Origin of the sequence: Caulobacter hibisci (genome assembly GCF_016135805.1) — a bacterium.
In the GTDB taxonomy this organism is placed as follows: Bacteria; Pseudomonadota; Alphaproteobacteria; order Caulobacterales; family Caulobacteraceae; genus Caulobacter; species Caulobacter hibisci.
Genome location: NZ_JADWOX010000007.1, coordinates 60121 through 76920 on the forward strand (window position 1 = coordinate 60121; position 16800 = coordinate 76920).

The 16800-nt window shown below is 68.6% G+C and carries 13 protein-coding genes; 6 read left to right on the top strand and 7 right to left on the bottom strand.

Features of this window, described 5'->3' with window-relative positions; genetic code table 11:
- Positions 1–44 precede the first annotated feature (44 nt).
- Entirely contained in the window at positions 45–227 is a 183-nt protein-coding gene (locus tag I4Q42_RS11720) for a Flp family type IVb pilin (protein ID WP_198576256.1), read from the bottom strand.
- Between the two features lie 430 nt (positions 228–657).
- Between I4Q42_RS11720 and I4Q42_RS11725 the strand changes: the two genes are divergently transcribed.
- The gene (locus tag I4Q42_RS11725) at positions 658–1302 is read left to right on the top strand and encodes a DedA family protein (RefSeq protein WP_198576257.1); all 645 of its coding nucleotides are present in this window, start codon (positions 658–660) and stop codon (positions 1300–1302) included.
- A gap of 271 nt (positions 1303–1573) precedes the next feature.
- On the opposite strand, the gene I4Q42_RS11730 is transcribed toward I4Q42_RS11725, so the two are convergent.
- Positions 1574–1786 carry a DUF2188 domain-containing protein gene (locus tag I4Q42_RS11730; protein WP_198576258.1) on the bottom strand — a complete coding sequence of 71 codons (213 nt, stop codon included), beginning with the start codon at positions 1784–1786 and terminating at the stop codon, positions 1574–1576.
- A 185-nt stretch (positions 1787–1971) separates the two neighbouring features.
- On the opposite strand from I4Q42_RS11730, the gene I4Q42_RS11735 reads away from it, so the two are divergent.
- Complete coding sequence (locus I4Q42_RS11735; RefSeq protein ID WP_198576259.1) at positions 1972–4398, top strand: glycoside hydrolase family 2 TIM barrel-domain containing protein; 2427 nt, start codon at positions 1972–1974, stop codon at positions 4396–4398.
- A gap of 176 nt (positions 4399–4574) precedes the next feature.
- Here I4Q42_RS11735 and I4Q42_RS11740 read toward each other — a convergent pair whose 3' ends face one another.
- Positions 4575–5726, bottom strand: a complete 1152-nt coding sequence (locus I4Q42_RS11740) for an aldose epimerase family protein (protein WP_198576260.1) — start codon at positions 5724–5726, stop codon at positions 4575–4577.
- A gap of 126 nt (positions 5727–5852) precedes the next feature.
- Between I4Q42_RS11740 and I4Q42_RS11745 the strand changes: the two genes are divergently transcribed.
- On the top strand, positions 5853–7196 hold the full coding sequence (locus I4Q42_RS11745; RefSeq protein WP_232793068.1) for a sugar MFS transporter: 1344 nt from the start codon (positions 5853–5855) through the stop codon (positions 7194–7196).
- 218 nt (positions 7197–7414) lie between these two features.
- On the opposite strand, the gene araD1 is transcribed toward I4Q42_RS11745, so the two are convergent.
- Complete coding sequence (gene araD1, locus I4Q42_RS11750; RefSeq protein WP_198576261.1) at positions 7415–8413, bottom strand: AraD1 family protein; 999 nt, start codon at positions 8411–8413, stop codon at positions 7415–7417.
- 281 nt (positions 8414–8694) lie between these two features.
- Between araD1 and I4Q42_RS11755 the strand changes: the two genes are divergently transcribed.
- Together I4Q42_RS11755 and I4Q42_RS11760 are read left to right on the top strand one after the other, a co-directional pair.
- A complete protein-coding gene (locus I4Q42_RS11755; RefSeq protein WP_198576427.1) occupies positions 8695–9456 on the top strand; it encodes a FadR/GntR family transcriptional regulator in 762 nt (253 codons plus the stop codon).
- 1061 nt (positions 9457–10517) lie between these two features.
- On the top strand, positions 10518–12080 hold the full coding sequence (locus tag I4Q42_RS11760) for an alpha-N-arabinofuranosidase (RefSeq protein ID WP_332873071.1): 1563 nt from the start codon (positions 10518–10520) through the stop codon (positions 12078–12080).
- A gap of 171 nt (positions 12081–12251) precedes the next feature.
- On the opposite strand, the gene I4Q42_RS11765 is transcribed toward I4Q42_RS11760, so the two are convergent.
- The 3 genes from I4Q42_RS11765 to modA form a co-directional block, all read right to left on the bottom strand.
- Positions 12252–14309, bottom strand: coding sequence for a transglycosylase domain-containing protein (locus I4Q42_RS11765; protein ID WP_232793069.1), 2058 nt, complete (start codon positions 14307–14309; stop codon positions 12252–12254).
- Between the two features lie 100 nt (positions 14310–14409).
- Positions 14410–15072: a molybdate ABC transporter permease subunit gene (modB, locus tag I4Q42_RS11770; RefSeq protein WP_198576262.1), complete on the bottom strand. Its 663-nt coding sequence runs from the start codon at positions 15070–15072 to the stop codon at positions 14410–14412.
- 5 nt (positions 15073–15077) lie between these two features.
- Positions 15078–15836, bottom strand: coding sequence for a molybdate ABC transporter substrate-binding protein (gene modA / locus I4Q42_RS11775; protein WP_198576263.1), 759 nt, complete (start codon positions 15834–15836; stop codon positions 15078–15080).
- Positions 15837–15954: 118 nt separating this feature from the next.
- On the opposite strand from modA, the gene I4Q42_RS11780 reads away from it, so the two are divergent.
- Positions 15955–16737 (top strand): TOBE domain-containing protein, encoded by a 783-nt coding sequence (locus I4Q42_RS11780; RefSeq protein ID WP_198576264.1) that lies wholly within the window; start codon positions 15955–15957, stop codon positions 16735–16737.
- The last annotated feature ends 63 nt before the right edge of the window (positions 16738–16800 follow it).

A 16800-nucleotide genomic window follows, 5' to 3' on the forward strand; every position in this document is an offset into this window, starting at 1 on the left:
GGGTCGGCGACGCGGCTTGCCGCCCGCGCCGCCGACGACTTGGTTCAGCAGTTGGCGGCCGAGGGATTGGCCACGCAGGTCGCCGCGTCGGTGATCGCGGTCCCGATATTGGTGCCCAGCAGCACGGCCGCGACGGCGATGGCGCTGCCGATGATGGCCAGGATCAGGGCGTATTCCGCGGCCGCGGCGCCGTCTTCCTCGAAGATCAAGTTGCGCAGAGTATTCATTCTCAATTCCTCCTCTTGATGTCCTGTCCGCGCTTTTATTTTTGCGGACGAAGAAGAGGTTTCCCCCTTCGAAGGGAATTAAGGTCTTAATGGATTGGTAAGTAAATACAGCGCTCGGCTTAATGCAAAAGCGCTACCGCTGGCTGGGGCGCATATGTGATGTGCACTATTTTGCAGTACTGGAGGGGTAATGGTCGCGTCCCGGGTGAATACATCTTTGCGTGTGTCGTTGTTGGCGGCGTCGTAGGGTTGTCGGGCCAGCCGGCGCGGCTTTCGACGCTGAGGCCCGCCCGTCTACCCAAGTCTGGGGAGGCGATACCCAGTATGGGTGAGGCGTCGGGGGCACAGCTGGGTTTAATTGACGCTGCGGCGCGTAGCGCACTGGCGGCGCAGCGCGTTGATCTCCATGTGGGGGCCTCGAAGGATTCCCATGGACACTCTGCTCAAGACCGTCGCCGCTTTCGTCACTGAGCACCAAGCCTGGGCCGGCGTGATCCTTGGCGCCCTGACCTTCGCCGAATCCCTCGTCCTGATCGGCGCCTTCGTGCCGGCGACCGCCCTGATGCTGCTGGCCGGCACCCTGATCGGCGGCGGCGTGCTCGACCCGTTCGAGGTGCTGGCCTGGTGTACGCTGGGCGCGGTGCTGGGCGATGCGGTCTCCTACGGCCTGGGCCGTCGCCTGGGTCCGCGCGCCCTGCGCGCTCCGGCCTTCCGCTCGCAACGCCGGACCATCGCCCGCACCCGCCTGTTCGCCCGCCGCTACGGCGTGGCCTCGATCTTCATCGGCCGCTTCTTCGGGCCGCTGCGGGCCTTCGTGCCGATCATGGCCGGCATCCTGCAGATGAAGTCCTGGACCTTCCAGACCGCCAACGTGCTGTCAGCCGTCGTCTGGATCGCCACCCTGCTGGCCCCCGGCTACCTGGCCGCCCGCAGCCTGTCGGGCGTCAGCCTGGAAATGGGCCTGGCCATCGCCGCCGGCGTCGCCCTCACCGTGGTCGGCGTCGTCGTCGCCTGGCGCTTCACCGCCTCGCGCCGCGGCGCCGCGGTGGTCGTGGTAGCGCGGTCGGAGGTTTAGTTCTTTCCCTCTCTCATAGAGAGAGGGAGGGGCCCGCGCCGAAGGCGTGGGAGGGTGAGAGGTTTCACCGTTCGCCGGTAAAACTCCTTGCTTTCCGCTGCTTGTTTTTCTGAGTTCGATGCTCGAGCTGATGTTGCGGGTTCGCGCCAAACCTCGGCGTTACGACCGATAGCGCCGTCACGGCGCCTCTGTCGGAGAGTTTGTTACCTCTCACCCTCCCACCGCTTCGCGGCGGGCCCCTCCCTCTCTCAAAGAGAGAGGGTCATGACGCTCAAGCCGCCGCGCCTTCGCTGACCCACCGCCCGACCAGCCGTCCGCCCCGGTCGTGGATCCGCACCTCGACAGGACGCTCCGCCTCGGCCGCCAGCCGGCGCGCGCGGCGTTCGGCTTCGCCGCCGCCGGTGAAGCGCAGCACCTCGCCGGTATCGTGCACTCGCACGCACCAGCCGCCTTCGCACGGAACGACATCAACCAGACCAGACATGTCGCACCCTTGTTTACGCGAACTCGGCCACCCAAACGCCGCCCTAGCCGAAAGGTTCGCGAGCGTCGTGACACCGTTTTGCGACGAAGTGTGACGAGGGCTGGCGCTCGCCCAAAGTTTCCATAAAATGACATAAAATATCAAAATGTGGGACGTGCCTCTATGCGCGACCCCAGGAGCAAACGATGGTTCATCCCGCGCTGCGCGGCGTCTCGCGTCTTGTTCTGGCGGCCGTTGGCGTTGGCGCGCTCGGCCTCGCGGCTCTCCCCGCCGCCCATGCCGCCGATCGCGTGACGACGCCGCTGGCCGACGGCTGGACCTTCTTCCAGGGCGACCCCGAGGGCGCCGAGACCGCCGCCTTCGACGACGGCGCCTGGGCCAAGGTCTCCGTGCCCCACGACTGGGCCATCGCCGGGCCGTTCGACATCAAGGCCCGGGCCGGCGGGGCGGGCGGCTTCCTGCCCACCGGCATCGGCTGGTATCGCAAGACCCTCGACCTCAAGCCGCCCGCGTCCGGCCGCCGCGTCTTCGTCGAGCTGGACGGGGTCATGGAGCGCAGCGGCGTCTGGATCAACGGTCATCACCTGGGCCACCGGCCCAGCGGCTATGTAGGCCTGCGCTACGACATCACCGACTTTAGCAAGGCTGACGGCCGCAACGTCCTGGCCGTGCGCGCCGACACCGACCACGCCCCGTCCTCGCGCTGGTACGCCGGCTCGGGCGTCTACGGCAAGGTCCGCCTGATCGAGACCGCCGGCCAGCACGTCGAGCAGGGCGGGGCCTTCGTCAGCGTCACCAGGATCGACGCCGACCGCGCCACCGCTGACATCGCCGTCGACGTGATCAACGACGCCCACGACGCCGCCAAGGCCGGCCTTGAGGTCGTGCTGCGCGACCCGTCCGGCAAGGAGGTCGCCCGGGGCCAAGTCCCGGCCGTCGCCATCGATCCGGCCCGCACCGAAACCCTGAAGCTCTCCCTCGACATCGCCGCGCCCAAGCGCTGGGACCTCGACACGCCTAACCTCTACCGCGCCGAGATCCGCGTGGTGGGCGAGGGCGGGGCGGGCCTCGACGTCGAGACCGTGCCGTTCGGCGTGCGCGAAGCGGCGTTCAAGGCCGACAGCGGCTTCTGGCTCAACGGCAGGAACATCAAGCTCAAGGGCGTGGCCCTGCACATGGACGGCGGCGCGGTCGGGGCGGCCGTGCCGATGGACGTCTGGCGCCAGCGCCTGGCGGCCCTGAAGGTCCAGGGCGTCAACGCCATCCGCACCGCACACAACCCGCCGTCGCCCGGCTTCCTGGATCTCTGCGACCAGTTGGGCTTCGTGGTCATGGACGAGCTGTTCGACCAGTGGAACGTCTCCAAGACGCCCGGCGACTACCACCTGTTCTTCAGCGACTGGCACAAGCGCGACGCCCGCGACATGGTCCGCCGCGACCGCAACCACCCCAGCATCGTCATCTGGAGCGCCGGCAACGAGATCCACGACACGGCCTATCCGGTCCAGGCCAAGGCGGCCCTGACCAGTCTGCTGAACGTCATGCACGCGACCGACCCGACCCGGCCGGTGACCATGGGCCTGTTCCGCCCCAACGTGACCGGCGACTACCAGAACGGTTTCGCCGACCTGCTCGACGTGGTCGGCCAGAACTATCGCGAGAACGAGCTGATCGCCGCCCACAAGGAAAAGCCGACGCGGATCATCGTCGGTACGGAGAACAGCAAGACCCGCACCTCCTGGGTCGCCGTGCGCGACTACCCGGCCTATGCCGGCATGTTCCTGTGGACCGGCATCGACTACCTGGGCGAGGCCGACCGCAGCGGCTGGCCCAATATCGACAATCCGGCCGGCATCATCGACCGCACCGGCGCCCTGAAGATCGTCGGCATGCAGCGGGCGTCCTGGTGGGCCGAAAAGCCGGTGCTGCACGTGGTGCGCAACGCCATGCCCGCCGCGCCGCCGCCGTCGTCGGACGGCGCCGGTCCCGCGCCGGCCCTGCCGACCATGATCGCCGTCGCCACGCCGGCGCCCAAGGTCGCGGTCTTCGACGACTGGACGCCGGCCGATCTGGCCCCGCACGATGAGACCATCGAGGTCTATTCCAACTGCGCCAGCGTCGATGTTTCGCTGAACGGCCGCTGGCTGGGCGCGAAAGCCCTGCCGGTCGACGCCTCGCCCCGCCAGTGGAGCGTGACCTTCGCGCCGGGCGAGGTGCGGGCGGTCTGCCGCGACGCCGGGGTCAAGCTGGAGGACGTGCTGCGCACCGCCGGCAAGCCGGCCCGCATCGAGCTGGTCGCCGAGACCGACAAGGTCGGGACCGCCTTCGACGATCTGGCCTTCGTCCGCGCCCGGGTGGTCGACGCCAAGGGCGTGACCGTGCCCTCGGCCCAGGACGCCATCACCTTCGACGTGTCGGGAGCCGGCGCGCTGGTCGCCGCCGACAACGGCGCGCCGACCGACCACACCTCGTTCGCCTCGCCGACACGCAAGGCCTGGCAGGGCCGCGCCACGGCCCTGGTGCGCGGGGCGGGGCAGGGCGGTTCGCTCAACGTCACGGCGACGGCGCCCGGGCTCTCGCCCGGCAAGGTCGCGATCAAGGCCGTTCGATGAACCTGTTCTGCGACAAAGCGTCACTTTTTAGCGGAATGCTCTTGAATTCGCCGTTGGTACCGCTAACTACAACCTCGTGAGGCGCGAGCGCCTCTGCCCTTCCTGGGCGTTTCCTCCCTAATGAACTGGCCCGGCGGGTAACCGCCGGGCCTCTTTTTTGTCTGTTCCCGGTCGACTTACTTCTGCGTCGTGAGCCGGAAGATCATCTGGTTCTTGTAGGTCTGGCCCGGGTCCAGCCGCACCGGCGCGAACTGCGGCTTGTTGGGCGCGTCGGGGAAGTGCTGCGGCTCCAGCGCGATGCCATCGCCCTGGCGATAGATCTTGCCGCTCTTGCCCACCGTCGTACCGTCGATGAAGTTGCCGGCGTAGAACTGGATGCCCGGCTGGTCGGTCAGGATCTCCAGCACGCGGCCGCTCTTGGGATCGGCCAGACGCGCGCCCAGGCGCAGGGCCCCGCCCGACTTGCCCGTCAGCACGTAGTTGTGGTCGTAGCCGCGGCCGGCGACGATCTGGGCGTCGCTGGCGTCACGGATCCGATCGCCGACGGCCGTCGCCTTGCGGAAGTCGAACACCGTGCCGGCCACCGGCGTCGTCACGCCCGTCGGGATCAGCTCGCCGTCCACGGGCGAATAGCCGTCGGCCGGGAGGGTCAGGACGTTGCCCATCGCGCCTTCCGACGCACCTTCGCCGGCGACGTTGAACAGGGCGTGGTTGGTGATGTTGACGATGGTCGGCTTGTCGGTCGTGGCGCCGTAGGTGATCGTCAGCTGGTTGTTCTCGTCCAGCGCATAGGTCGCCGTCGCCGTCAGCGTGCCGGGATAGCCTTCCTCGCCGTCCGGGCTGACATGCTCGAAGGTCACCGAGGCGGTCGGGCCGGCCTTGGCGTCACGCACCGTCCAGACCACCTTGTCGAAGCCCTTGACCCCGCCGTGCAGCGCCGCGACGCCGTTGTTGTTCAGCGCCAGCTGATAGGTCTTGGCGTCCAGCGTGAAGCGGCCCTTGCCGATGCGGTTGGCGAAGCGCCCCACCGAACCGCCGAAGTAGTTGGCGGCCTTCACATATTCGCCAGCGTCCTTGTAGCCGAGCACGATGTCGGCGGTCTTGCCGGCGCGGTCGGGGGCCACCAGGGCCTGCAGGGTCGCGCCATAGCTGATGACGGTGGCCGACACGCCCTTGGCGTTGGTCAGGGTAATCGCCTCGACCGCCTGACCGTCGGGCGTCTGGCCGAACGGCTTGCGGCTGAGCTCGACCGCGTGCGCGGCCAGCGGAGCCGCCGTGGCGGCGGCGATTGCGGCAAGGCTCGGCAGGACGTGGCGCCAGGTCTTCATAGTTTCCTCTCCGGATCGGCCCTGCCGCGCTCTGTCGGCGTTGACGGCCATTGGGTCGCCATATACTCAGACAAAAAACTAGGGCGCAACGTCAAGACGTCGTCCTTCTCAACGGGAGACCCGGGAATGCCCGCACCGATCACCATGTCCGCAGGAGCCGGCGCAGGAGCCGGCGCGGCCAGCGTGGGCGACCCCCGCGCTCAGAGGTCCGCCCTGACCCTGCTGGCCAGCCTCTTCTTCATGTGGGGCTTCATCACGGTCATCAACAACACCCTGTTGCCGCACCTGCGCTCGGTGTTCGACCTCAACTACACCCAGACGACGCTGATCGAGTCGGTGTGGTTCATCGCCTACTTCTTCGCCTCGATCCCGTCGGCCAAGCTGATCGAGAAGATCGGCTACAAGAAGTCGATGGTCACGGGCCTGCTGATCATGGCCTTCGGGGCGCTGCTGATGATTCCGGCCGCCCGCATCCCGTCCTACGGCGTGGTGCTGACCGCCCTGTTCATCGTCGCCTCGGGCATCACCCTGCTGCAGGTCGCCGCCAACCCCTACGTGGCCGTGGTCGGCCCGCCGGAGACGGCGTCTTCGCGCCTCAACCTGGTGCAGGCCTTCAACTCGCTGGGCACCACGCTCGCCCCGCTGTTTGGCGGCTACCTGATCCTCAGCCGCAGCGCCTCGGGCAACGCCGAGGCCGGCAAGGTGCTGACCCAGGCCGAGCGCCTGGCCGACGCCCAGTCGGTGCAGCTGCCCTACTTCATCGTCGCCGTGGTCCTGGTGGCCCTGGCCGTGGTCATCGCCCGCTACAAGCTGCCTGACCTGGGCGGCGCCACCCGCCGCGCCGCGGTGTCGGAGCGCAAGAGCCACTCGCTGTGGAAGCACCGCAACCTGGTGCTCGGCATCCCGGCCATCTTCATCTACCTGATCGCCGAAATCGGCGTGTCGAACCTGTTCATCAACTTCGTCTCCGACCCCAAGATCGGCGGCCTGACTCACACCGAGGCCTCGCGCTACCTGTTCCTGCTGTGGGGCGGGATGATGGTCGGCCGCTTCATCGGCAGCGTCTGGATGCGCAAGGTCGACCCGGCCAAGGTGCTGGCGATCTTCTCGACCCTGGCCTTCGTGGTCATGATCATCACCACCTTCTCCAGCGGCCCCGTGGCCATGTGGAGCCTGATCGCCGTGGGCCTGTTCCACTCGATCATGTTCCCGACCATCTTCACCCTGGGCATCAAGGGCCTGGGCGCCCTGACCGAGGAAGGCTCGGGCCTGCTGGTCATGGCCATCGCCGGCGGCGCTCTCGTGATCGTCCAGGGCAAGATCGCCGACACCTACGGCCTGCAGATCTCGTTCTTGGTCACCGCCGTCTGCGAGCTCTACGTGCTGTTCTACGCCCTCTGGGGCTGCAAGGTGACGGCCGAGGAAGAGCCCGTGGCCCTCGAAGGCCAGCCGGCCCCGGCCGCCGAGTAGTCGGGGAGGGGAGCGGTCCGCCGCTCCCGTTCTCCACGCCAAACGAAAAGGCCTCGCACCCTGCGGTGCGAGGCCTTTTTGCTGTGCGTTTCTTGACCCCTCCAGAAGTCATCGCCCGACTTGTTCGGGCGACCCAAGCAGCGTTTCCGGATGTTGCCAGTTCAGCTTGGGTCGCCCGCATGAAGCGGGCGATGACTTTCGAGAGTGTGGAGCCGGTATCAGAGCGCCTTCACCGTCACCGTGACCTCGGCAGGCGCCGCGTCCTGGGCCAGCGGGTTGCGGACCGGCAGGGTGAACGGCGCGGCCTCGATCTCGAACACGTCGCCCAGCTGCGTCTGGAAGCCTTCCGAGAACGACAGGGTGGCCGTGCCGAAGAAGTGCACGTGCACGTCGCCCGGGCGGCGGAACAGCGCGTACTTGAAGTGGTGGTGCTCGAGGTTGGCGATGGTGTGGGACATGTTGGCCTCGCCCGACAGGAACGGCTTTTCCCACACGGTCTCGCCGCCGCGGACGATCCGGCTCGCGCCGCGCACGTCGGCCGGCAGTTCGCCGCTCAGCAGCTCGGGGCCCAGCGCCGCCTGGCGCAGCTTGGAGTGGGCCAGCCACAGATAGTTGCCGCGCTCGATCACGTGGTCGGAGAACTCGTTGGCCAGGCAGAAGCCCAGGCGATGCGGCGTGCCGTCGGGACCGATCAGGTAGACGCCGGCGATCTCGGGCTCCTCGCCGCCGTCCTTGGCGAACGAGGGCGAGGTCAGGGGCTGGCCGGGACCGACCAACTGCGTGCCGTCGCCCTTGTAGAACCACTCGGGCTGCACGCCTTCCTGGCCATCGGCGGGCTTGCCGCCCTCGACGCCCATCAGGAACATGCGCATCGAGTCGGTGAGTTGTTCGCCCGATTGGGCGGCCTTGTGCATCTTGTCGCGACCCTCGGCCGAGCCCAGGTGGGTCAGGCCGGTGCCGGTCATCACCAGGTGGGCCGGGTCGGCGTGGTCGATCGGGGCCAGCACCCGGCCTTCGGCCAGGGCGGCGGCGACGTCGATCGCCTCGCCCAGCGCGCCGGCGGCGTCGACCAGGCTGACGCCCTTGTCGATGGCCAGCTGGCCCAGGGCATAGAGGGTGTCGGCCGATCCGACCTTGCGGGCGGCGCCGCTCTCGTCGATCGCCGCCAGGGCGCGGGCGCCCTCGGGCGTCTTCAGCTGCACGAACCGCAGGGACATGGTCGATCCTCTCATTGGTATTTAGTCAGACAAATAGCGATCGCCGCCGGCAAGTCAAACCCGGAAGTGAGGCGTTTGGGTCGCCTGTCGATAGGTCACGAACGGACCCGCCCGGGGCTGGTGAATAGCGCTATCACCTGATTTATCATACTTTTACAGACCCTGTCGGCGTAGCTTGAATGACGGTCTCCGGGTGAATTTCCTTGTCGTCAGACAATTAGTCTCGCTAGAGTCGGATCTTGACCGGCGGCGACGCCGTATTGGCGATCAGCGGAGGCGGCGTGGGCAAGGCGAAGGGTTCGGGCGCGGACGGCGAGTTCGAGCGCGAGGAGGGATTCTCCGGCCGAATCCACGGGTCGATCGCGCGGACCCTGGGCATCGCCATCGTCTCGGGCCAGTATCAGCCCGGCGACGTGCTCAACAACGAGATCGACGCCAGCGAACAGCTGCACGTCTCGCGCAGCGCCTATCGCGAGGCCATCCGCATCCTGGCCGCCAAGGGCCTGGTCGAAAGCCGCCCCAAGGCCGGCACCCGCGTCAGCGCCCGCTCGCGCTGGAGCCTGCTGGACCCCGAGGTCCTGGCTTGGTTCTTCGAGGCCGAGCCCAGCGAGGAGTTCCTCACCGGCCTGCACGAGCTGCGGATGATCGTCGAGCCGGCCGCCGCCGCCCTGGCCGCCGAACGCCGCGACGACGCGCAGCTGGAGCGCATGCGCACGGCCCTCATCCAGATGCAGCAGCACACCCTGGCCACCGAAGCCGGCCGCGCCGCCGACCGCGATTTCCACGACACCGTGCTCGAGGCCACCAGCAACGAGCCGCTGCGCACCCTGTCCAGCAGCATCGGTGCGGCCGTCCGCTGGACCACGATCTTCAAGCAGCGCGACCGCGAACTGGCCCGCGACCCGATTCCCGACCACTGGAAGGTCTTCGACGCCATCGCCGCCGGCCGCGCCGACCAGGCCCGCCAAGCCATGGAACGCCTCGTGGGCTTGGCCCAGGACGACACCCGCGCCGCCATCTCCCGCCGCTCGCCGTCGGCCTGACGACCCTCTCCCAGAGGGAGAGGGAGGGGCCCGCCGCGCAGCGGTGGGAGGGTGAGGGGTTACGCCGCCTGCGGCCCTACCCCCTCCGTAAAATCCCCGCGAAAGCGGGGACCCAGGCTTTTTCTGCCCCCACCGCGCTCGACGACAAAACACCTGGGCCCCCGCGTTCGCGGGGGTTTTACGGGTTTGGGCAGGCGGACGGGGATTGGCGGCCGTCTATCCCCGTTGAACTCGGCAAAGAGTTCCGCCTAATCAACGCTCTAAAACATTCTCACGCCACTGGATCAGACGCGTCGAAACCGCCGGCATAATCACAGCTGTCCCGTCGCAGGGAGAGGGCGCAAGGATCCGGCCCGAAGCGTGCGACGACGATGCGATCGAGCGGGGCCGCCGGAGCTGCGAGAGCAGGGCCGAACGGCTTAAATGAGGATGGGGGACGTAAACCCATCCATCGGGAGGCCGCCGACATTGGCCTCCCGCCCGTCCGAGGGTCCGCGCCGCATGCACGCCTGGCCGCCAAGAAACGGGGCGCACTGCATGGGGAAGGGGCACAGGGCGGAAGAGGCCCGCGCGTCCCGGCCTGAGGTTCAACGATCGCGCGGGGCGTCAGAGCTTCGTCGAAACGGTATTTGAAACACAAAACTCCGGGCGGAGCCCGGACGCCCCGCGCCCTCTCCATCCCCTCAGCGGTCTGCCGCGTGAGACCGCGCGCCCGTCCCCTCTCCCCTTGCGGGAGAGGGTGGCCTGCGCAGCAGGTCGGGTGAGGGGTCTCTCGAAACTCACAGCCGCGGGCAGCGGTCAGGCCGGGCGATGTGTCTGCCATCTGAGAGACCCCTCATCCGACGGCTTCGCCGCCACCTTCTCCCGCAAGGGGAGAAGGAACCCTGGAAATCATCCGACAAGCCTTCGTCCGCCACCACCCCACTATGTCGTTGTATTGCTGGCCCCGCCCAACCTCCCGCATCGATTGACGCTCCCCGCGCCCGAGTATACTCAGACAAATAACAAGGTTTGCGACGCGTCCGCGCGGCGCCAAGCCGGCGACCAGAGGGAGAAACGACGTGAATTCCAAGATGCTGAAACACGCCCTGATGGGCGGCGTGGCCGCCGTCCTGCTGAGCGTCGGGGCGGCCGGCGCCCAGACCAAGGTCGGCGCCACCCTGCGCGCCGACCAGCCGGGCGCGGTGATCCAGCCCGAGGTCTACGGCCAGTTTGCCGAGCATCTGGGCCGCGGCATCTACGAAGGCGTCTGGGTCGGGGAAGACAGCCCGATCCCCAACATCAAGGGCTACCGCAAGGACGTGGTCGAGGCCCTGAAGGCCCTGAAGGTGCCGGTCGTGCGCTGGCCGGGCGGCTGCTTCGCCGACGACTATCACTGGCGCGACGGCATCGGCCCGCGCGACAAGCGCCCCGTCCGCGTCAACGTCCTGTGGGGCGGCGTCGAGGAGCCCAACAGCTTCGGCACCCACGAGTTCATGGACTTCGCCGAGCTGATCGGCACCAAGACCTATCTGGCCGGCAATGTCGGCGCCGGCACGCCGCAGGAAATGGGCCAGTGGCTCGAGTACCTGACCTCGGACACCAAATCGACCATCGCCAACGAGCGTCGCGCCAACGGTCGCGACAAGCCCTGGAAGGTCGACTTCTTCGGCGTCGGCAACGAGAACTGGGGCTGCGGCGGCCAGATGACGGCCGAGCACTACACCAACCTCTATCGCAACTTCGCCGAGTTCGTGCGCGCCCCGCGCGGCAATCGCCCGGTCAAGGTGGCCAGCGGCGCCAACGCCCAGGACTACAACTGGACCGAGGTCCTGATGAAGGGCGCGGCCAAGAACATGAACGCGCTCAGCCTGCACTACTACGTCATCCCCACCGGCGACTGGGGCAAGAAGGGCTCGGCCACCGTGTTCGACGAGCAGGCCTGGGGCGACACCCTGGTTCAGGCCGAGAAGATGGAGGAGCTGGTCTCCAAGCACAGCGCCATCATGGACAAGTACGATCCCGATAAGAAGGTCGGGCTCTATGTCGACGAATGGGGCGTCTGGTACGACGTCGAGCCGGGCACCGAGCCGGGCTTCCTCTACCAGCAGAACACCATGCGCGACGCCATGGTCGCCGCCACGACCCTCAACATCTTCCACAAGCACGCCGACCGGGTGCGCCTGGCCGCCATCGCCCAGATGGTCAACGTGCTGCAGGCGATGATCCTGACCGACAAGGACAAGATGGTGCTGACGCCCACCTACTGGGTGTTCGACCTCTACAAGCCGTTCCAGGGCGCGACCTTCCTGCCGCTTGAGATCGACGCGCCGCAGTACACCATCGGCAAGTCGTCGGTCCCGGCCGTGACGGCCACGGCCGGCAAGGGCACGGACGGTTTGGTTCACCTGGCCCTGACCAATGTCGACCCGAACAAGACCGCGACCATCTCGGTGAAGCTGACGGGCCTGTCCGCCAAGACCGCCAAGGGCCGCGTCCTGACCGGCCCGGAAATGTCGTCGCGCAACACCTTCGAGAAGCCCGACGCCGTCAAGCCGGTCGAGTTCAAGGGCGCGACCATCAAGGGCGACGTCCTTACCGCGACCCTGCCGGCCAAGTCGGTGGTGGTGCTGGACCTGAACTGAGGACCTATGACCCTCTCCCAGAGGGAGAGGGAGGGGCCCAGGCGATAGCCTGGGAGGGTGAGGGGTTAGGAACGGTGACCGTTTCTAGCCCCTTCTTCTTTTCGGGATGAGGTGAGGGGACCGCCGACGGCGTAACCCCTCACCCTCCCACGCCTTCGGTCCGCCCTCTCCCTATGGGAGAGGGGTTCCAGGGCGCGGCTCGGCCGGCGGCGCAGCAGCCGCCGGCGCCGGAACCGGCACGGGCGCCGGCGTCGTCGGGGCGTTCGGATCGGCCGGCGCCTCGCCCTCGACGGGCGCGGCGGCCGGGTCGATCGGCAGGCCGTCGGGACCGATCATCGGGTCGGCCAGGCTCGGATCCTCGGCCGCGCTCAGCGCGTCGTCCTGCGGCGGCTTGGGCGCGCCGCCGGTGGCCGAGAGGGCGAAGGCCTTCCAGATCTTGGCCGGCAGGCCGCCGCCGACCACGCCGTTCATGGCGCTGTTGTCGTCGTTGCCGACCCAGACGCCGATGACCAGGTCGCCGACATAGCCGACGAAGATCGCGTCGCGATAGCCCTGGGTGGTGCCGGTCTTGCCGAAGGCGCCGGGGATGGCCGCCTCGACGCCGGTGCCGCGATGCACGGCCGAGCGCAGCAGGTCGCGGATGCCGGCCAGCTCGGTCTTCGACAGGGCGCGGGCCTTGGATGGGCGCTTCCAGTCGGCCAGGCCGTGCGGGACCACCGGGGTCTCGCCGGCGGCGACGGCGGCGTAGGCGGCGGTCAGCTGCACCAGGCTCATCGGGCCGGTGCCGAGCGCCAAGGTCAGGTCGTCGGGGATCGGTTCGGTGACACCCAGGTCCCGGGCCGTGGCGACGATGGCCTTGCGGCCGACCTGCTGGGCCAGGCGCACGGCCGCCACGTTGGACGAGCCGGCGAAGGCGGTGATCAGCGGCACTTCGCGGCCGGCGTACTTGCCCTCGTGGTTCTTCGGGGTCCAGCCGCGCACGTCGACCGGCGCATCGAGGATCGGCGAGGTCGGGGTCATGCCCTGGCGGATGGCGGCCAGGTAGACGAACAGCTTGAAGGCGCTGCCCGGCTGGCGGCCGGCGTCGGCGCGGTTGAACTGGCTGGTCTTGTAGTCGCGACCGCCGACCATGGCCACGACCCGGCCGTCGGTGCGTATGGCCACGATCGCGCCCTGGGTGACGTTCAGCACCTTGCCGTCGCGCTCGATGGCCTGGTTGAGGATCTTCTCGGCCTGGGCCTGCAGCTTGGAGTCAAGGGTCGTCCTGACGATGGTCTCGCCGTAGCGGGCGTCATAGGCGGCGCGGGCCTGCGGGAACACCCAGTCGGCGAAGTAGGAGCCGGTCGGCAGCTTGTCGCGCGGCGGGATCGGCTTCATGTCGCGCTTGGCCTTGTCGGCCTGTCCTTGCGTGATCACCGCGGTCTCGACCATGGCGCCCAGCACCACGTCCATCCGCTCGCGGGCGCCTTCGAAGTTCTCGGTGGGCGCCAGGCGGGAAGGGGCCTTGACCATGCCGGCCAGCATCGCGGCCTGGCCGACGGACAGTTGCTCGGGCGTGGTGTCGAAATAGTGCCGCGCGGCGGCCCGCAGCCCGAAGGCGCCTTCGCCGAAATAGACCGCCGACAGGTAGCGTGACAGGATTTCTTCCTTCGAAAGCCGCGCCTCCAGCCACAGGGCGATCAGCGCCTCCTGGGCCTTGCGCCGTAGGTTGCGGTCGTTGCTGAGGAAGGCGTTCTTGGCCAGCTGCTGGGTGATCGTCGAGCCGCCCTCCGACACCCCGCCGGCCTTGGCGTTGGCGCCGACGGCCCGGGCGATGGCCTTCGGGTCGATGCCCATGTGCGAGTAGAAGCGCCGGTCCTCGATGGCGATGAAGGCGCCGGGCACGTACTTGGGCAGCTTGGCCGCCTCGATCGGGGCTTCCTTGTAAGACCCTCGCCGGGCGATCGCCTTGCCGTCCGAGGCCAGCAGCACCATCGTCGGATTGCTCGCCGGCTCCAGGGCCCGGCCCAGCGGCAGCGACCACAGCAGCCAGGTCACGACGGCGACGATCGCCAGCACCACGACGGCGGCGCCGATCTGCCACGGACGCTGCTTCCAGATCGGAACGCGCGGCGGCTTGGCCGGCGGTTCGGCGGCGGGCGGAGCGGCTTCAGGCGCGGTCTCGACGACCGCCTCCTCGATCTTGGCGTCGTCTTCGGGACCGGTGTTCGGGGCGGCGGGATCGGACATGCGCGGTGAAACTCGGAAGGCGGACGCCAGGAAGGCGAGGCGCGTCAATAGCACAGGGCGGGCGCTCGCCCAGAGGCCGATGTATCGTTTCGGGATGCGTTCAGGCCGGGGCGCTTCGCCGCCGCTCCAGCAACAGCAGGGTCAGGGCCGCCAGGAAGCCGAAGGCCAGCAGCAGAAGCGACAGCTGGTGAGCCTTGTCCCATTCCAGGCTCTCGACCAGGCGGTAGATCTCGATCGACAGCACCTGGGTCTCGCTGGGAATGCCGCCGCCCAGCATCATCACCACCCCGAACTCGCCGATCGTGTGGGCGAAGGCCAGCAGGGCGGCCACGGCGTAGCCGGGCAGGGCGAGGGGAAGAGCCACCCGCCAGAAGGTCGCCGCCTTGCCCGCGCCCAGGGTCGCGGCGGCCTCCAGCGGCTCGTCGCCGATGGCCATGAAGGCGTTGCGCAGCGGCTGGACGGCGAAGGGCAGGGAATAGACCAGCGAGCCGATCACCAGCCCCTCGAAGGTGAAGGCCAGGGTCCGCACGCCGAACGGCGCCAGCAGCAGCATCAGCGGGCTCTTGGGCCCCAGAGCGATCAGCAGGTAGAAGCCCAGCACCGTCGGCGGCAGCACGATCGGCAGGGCCACCAGCGCCCCGACCACCGGCTTCAGCACCGACTTGCCACGCGCCAGCCACCAGGCCAGCGGCGTGGACAATGCCAGCAGCAGCAAGGTGACGACCGTTGCCAGCTTCAGGGTCAGCCAGACGACCTCGACCATGGCCGTCAGCGCACCTCGTAGCCGTAGCGACGGATGATCGCCTTGGCCTCGCGGCTCTTCAGGAAGGCCAGGAAGGCCTTGGCCGCCTCGCTGTCCGCGCCCGTCTTCAGCAGTACGACCTGCTGGTCGATCGGCGTATGGTCGGCCTTGGGCACCACCCAGCGCGAGCCGCCCTTGTCGTCGATCACCTGCGACAGGGCCACGAAGCCCAGCTCGGCCGCGCCGGTCTGGACGTACTGGTAGGCCTGGGTGATCGACGAGCCGGTGACGATCTTCGGCTTGAGGCCTTCGTAGAGCTTGAGTTTGGTCAGGGTCTCGACCGCCGCCAGGCCATAGGGCGCGGCCTTGGGATCGGCGATCGACAGCTTCTCGAACCTGCCCTTGGCCAGCACCGCGCCCTTGCCGTCGACGAGGCCGGGGATCTTGCTCCACAGGACGAGACGCCCGGTGGCGTAGGTGAAGCGCGAGCCCGCCACGGCCAGGCCTTCGCTTTCCGCCTTCTGCGGTCGCTCGACGTCGGCCGACAGGAAGACCTCATAGGGCGCGCCGTTGGCGATCTGGGCGTAGAACTGGCCCGACGAGCCGAAGCTCAGTGTCGCCTTGTGGCCCGTCGCCTTTTCGAACTGCGCCGCGATGGCCTTGGCCGGCTCGGTGAAATTGGCGGCCACCGCCACCTTGGTCTCGCCCGCGAAGGCCGCGCCGGCGACCAGCGATAGAGCTCCGGCCAGGACGGCGGCGATCAGCGGGCGGCGGGCGAGCGACATGCGGGGTCTCGATCAGGTTATGTAACTGGACTTCATAACGAGCTTTCGAGCGCCGTCAGACTGTTTTTTCGCGCAGCGCCGGGCGACAAGCGATCCAACGGAGTCGGAGGCCTGATCGATGAGCGGCACGGGCGATCTCAGCGCCAGCCTGGTCCTGCGGCGCGGCGCCCTGGCCCGCGTCGGCCTGGAGCGCATCGCTCTGGTCGAGGCGGTGGCCGAGCTGGGCTCGATCAGCGCCGCCGCCAAGCGCCTGGCGCTCAGCTACAAGGGCGCCTGGGACGCCGTGCAGGCGCTCAACAACCTGTTCGACGCGCCGCTGATCGCGGCCAGCGCTGGCGGCAAGTCCGGCGGGGCGGCCCAGGTCACGCCGCGAGGCCATGCGGTGATCAAGGCCTTCCGCGACATGGAGCGCGAGGTCGGGGCGGCCCTGTCGCGGCTGGAGGCGGGCCTGGCCGCGGAGGAGGGGAGCGATCTCTTTTGGAGCCTGGGCCTGCGCACCAGCGCCCGCAACGCCCTGCGCGGCGTGGTGGTCGCCCTGGTTCCGGCCGGGGTGACGGTCGAGGTTCGCCTGGATCTCGGCGGCGGCCTGGAGATCGCCTCGGTGATCACCCGCCGCAGCGCCGAGGAACTGGGCCTCGCCGTCGGCCGGCCTGCCGTTGCCCTGATCAAATCGAGCTTCGTGCGCCTGTCCGCAACGCCGCCCGCCGCCTCCGGCGACAATCGGCTGAGCGGCCAGGTTTTCGACCGCGAGGACGGCGAGGCCGCCAGCGAGGTCGTGGTCGCCCTGGCCGAGGGCAAGACCCTTGTGGCGACGGTGGCGCGCGACGCGGCGGGTCTCGCGCCCGGCGCGACCGTCCACGTCCTGATCGCGCCGTCCGACGTGATCCTGGCGGTCGACTAGCCGGCGCCACCCTTGGTCGCAGCGCCAAGGTCTCCTCGCTGCCTTACCAGTATGCAATGGCGC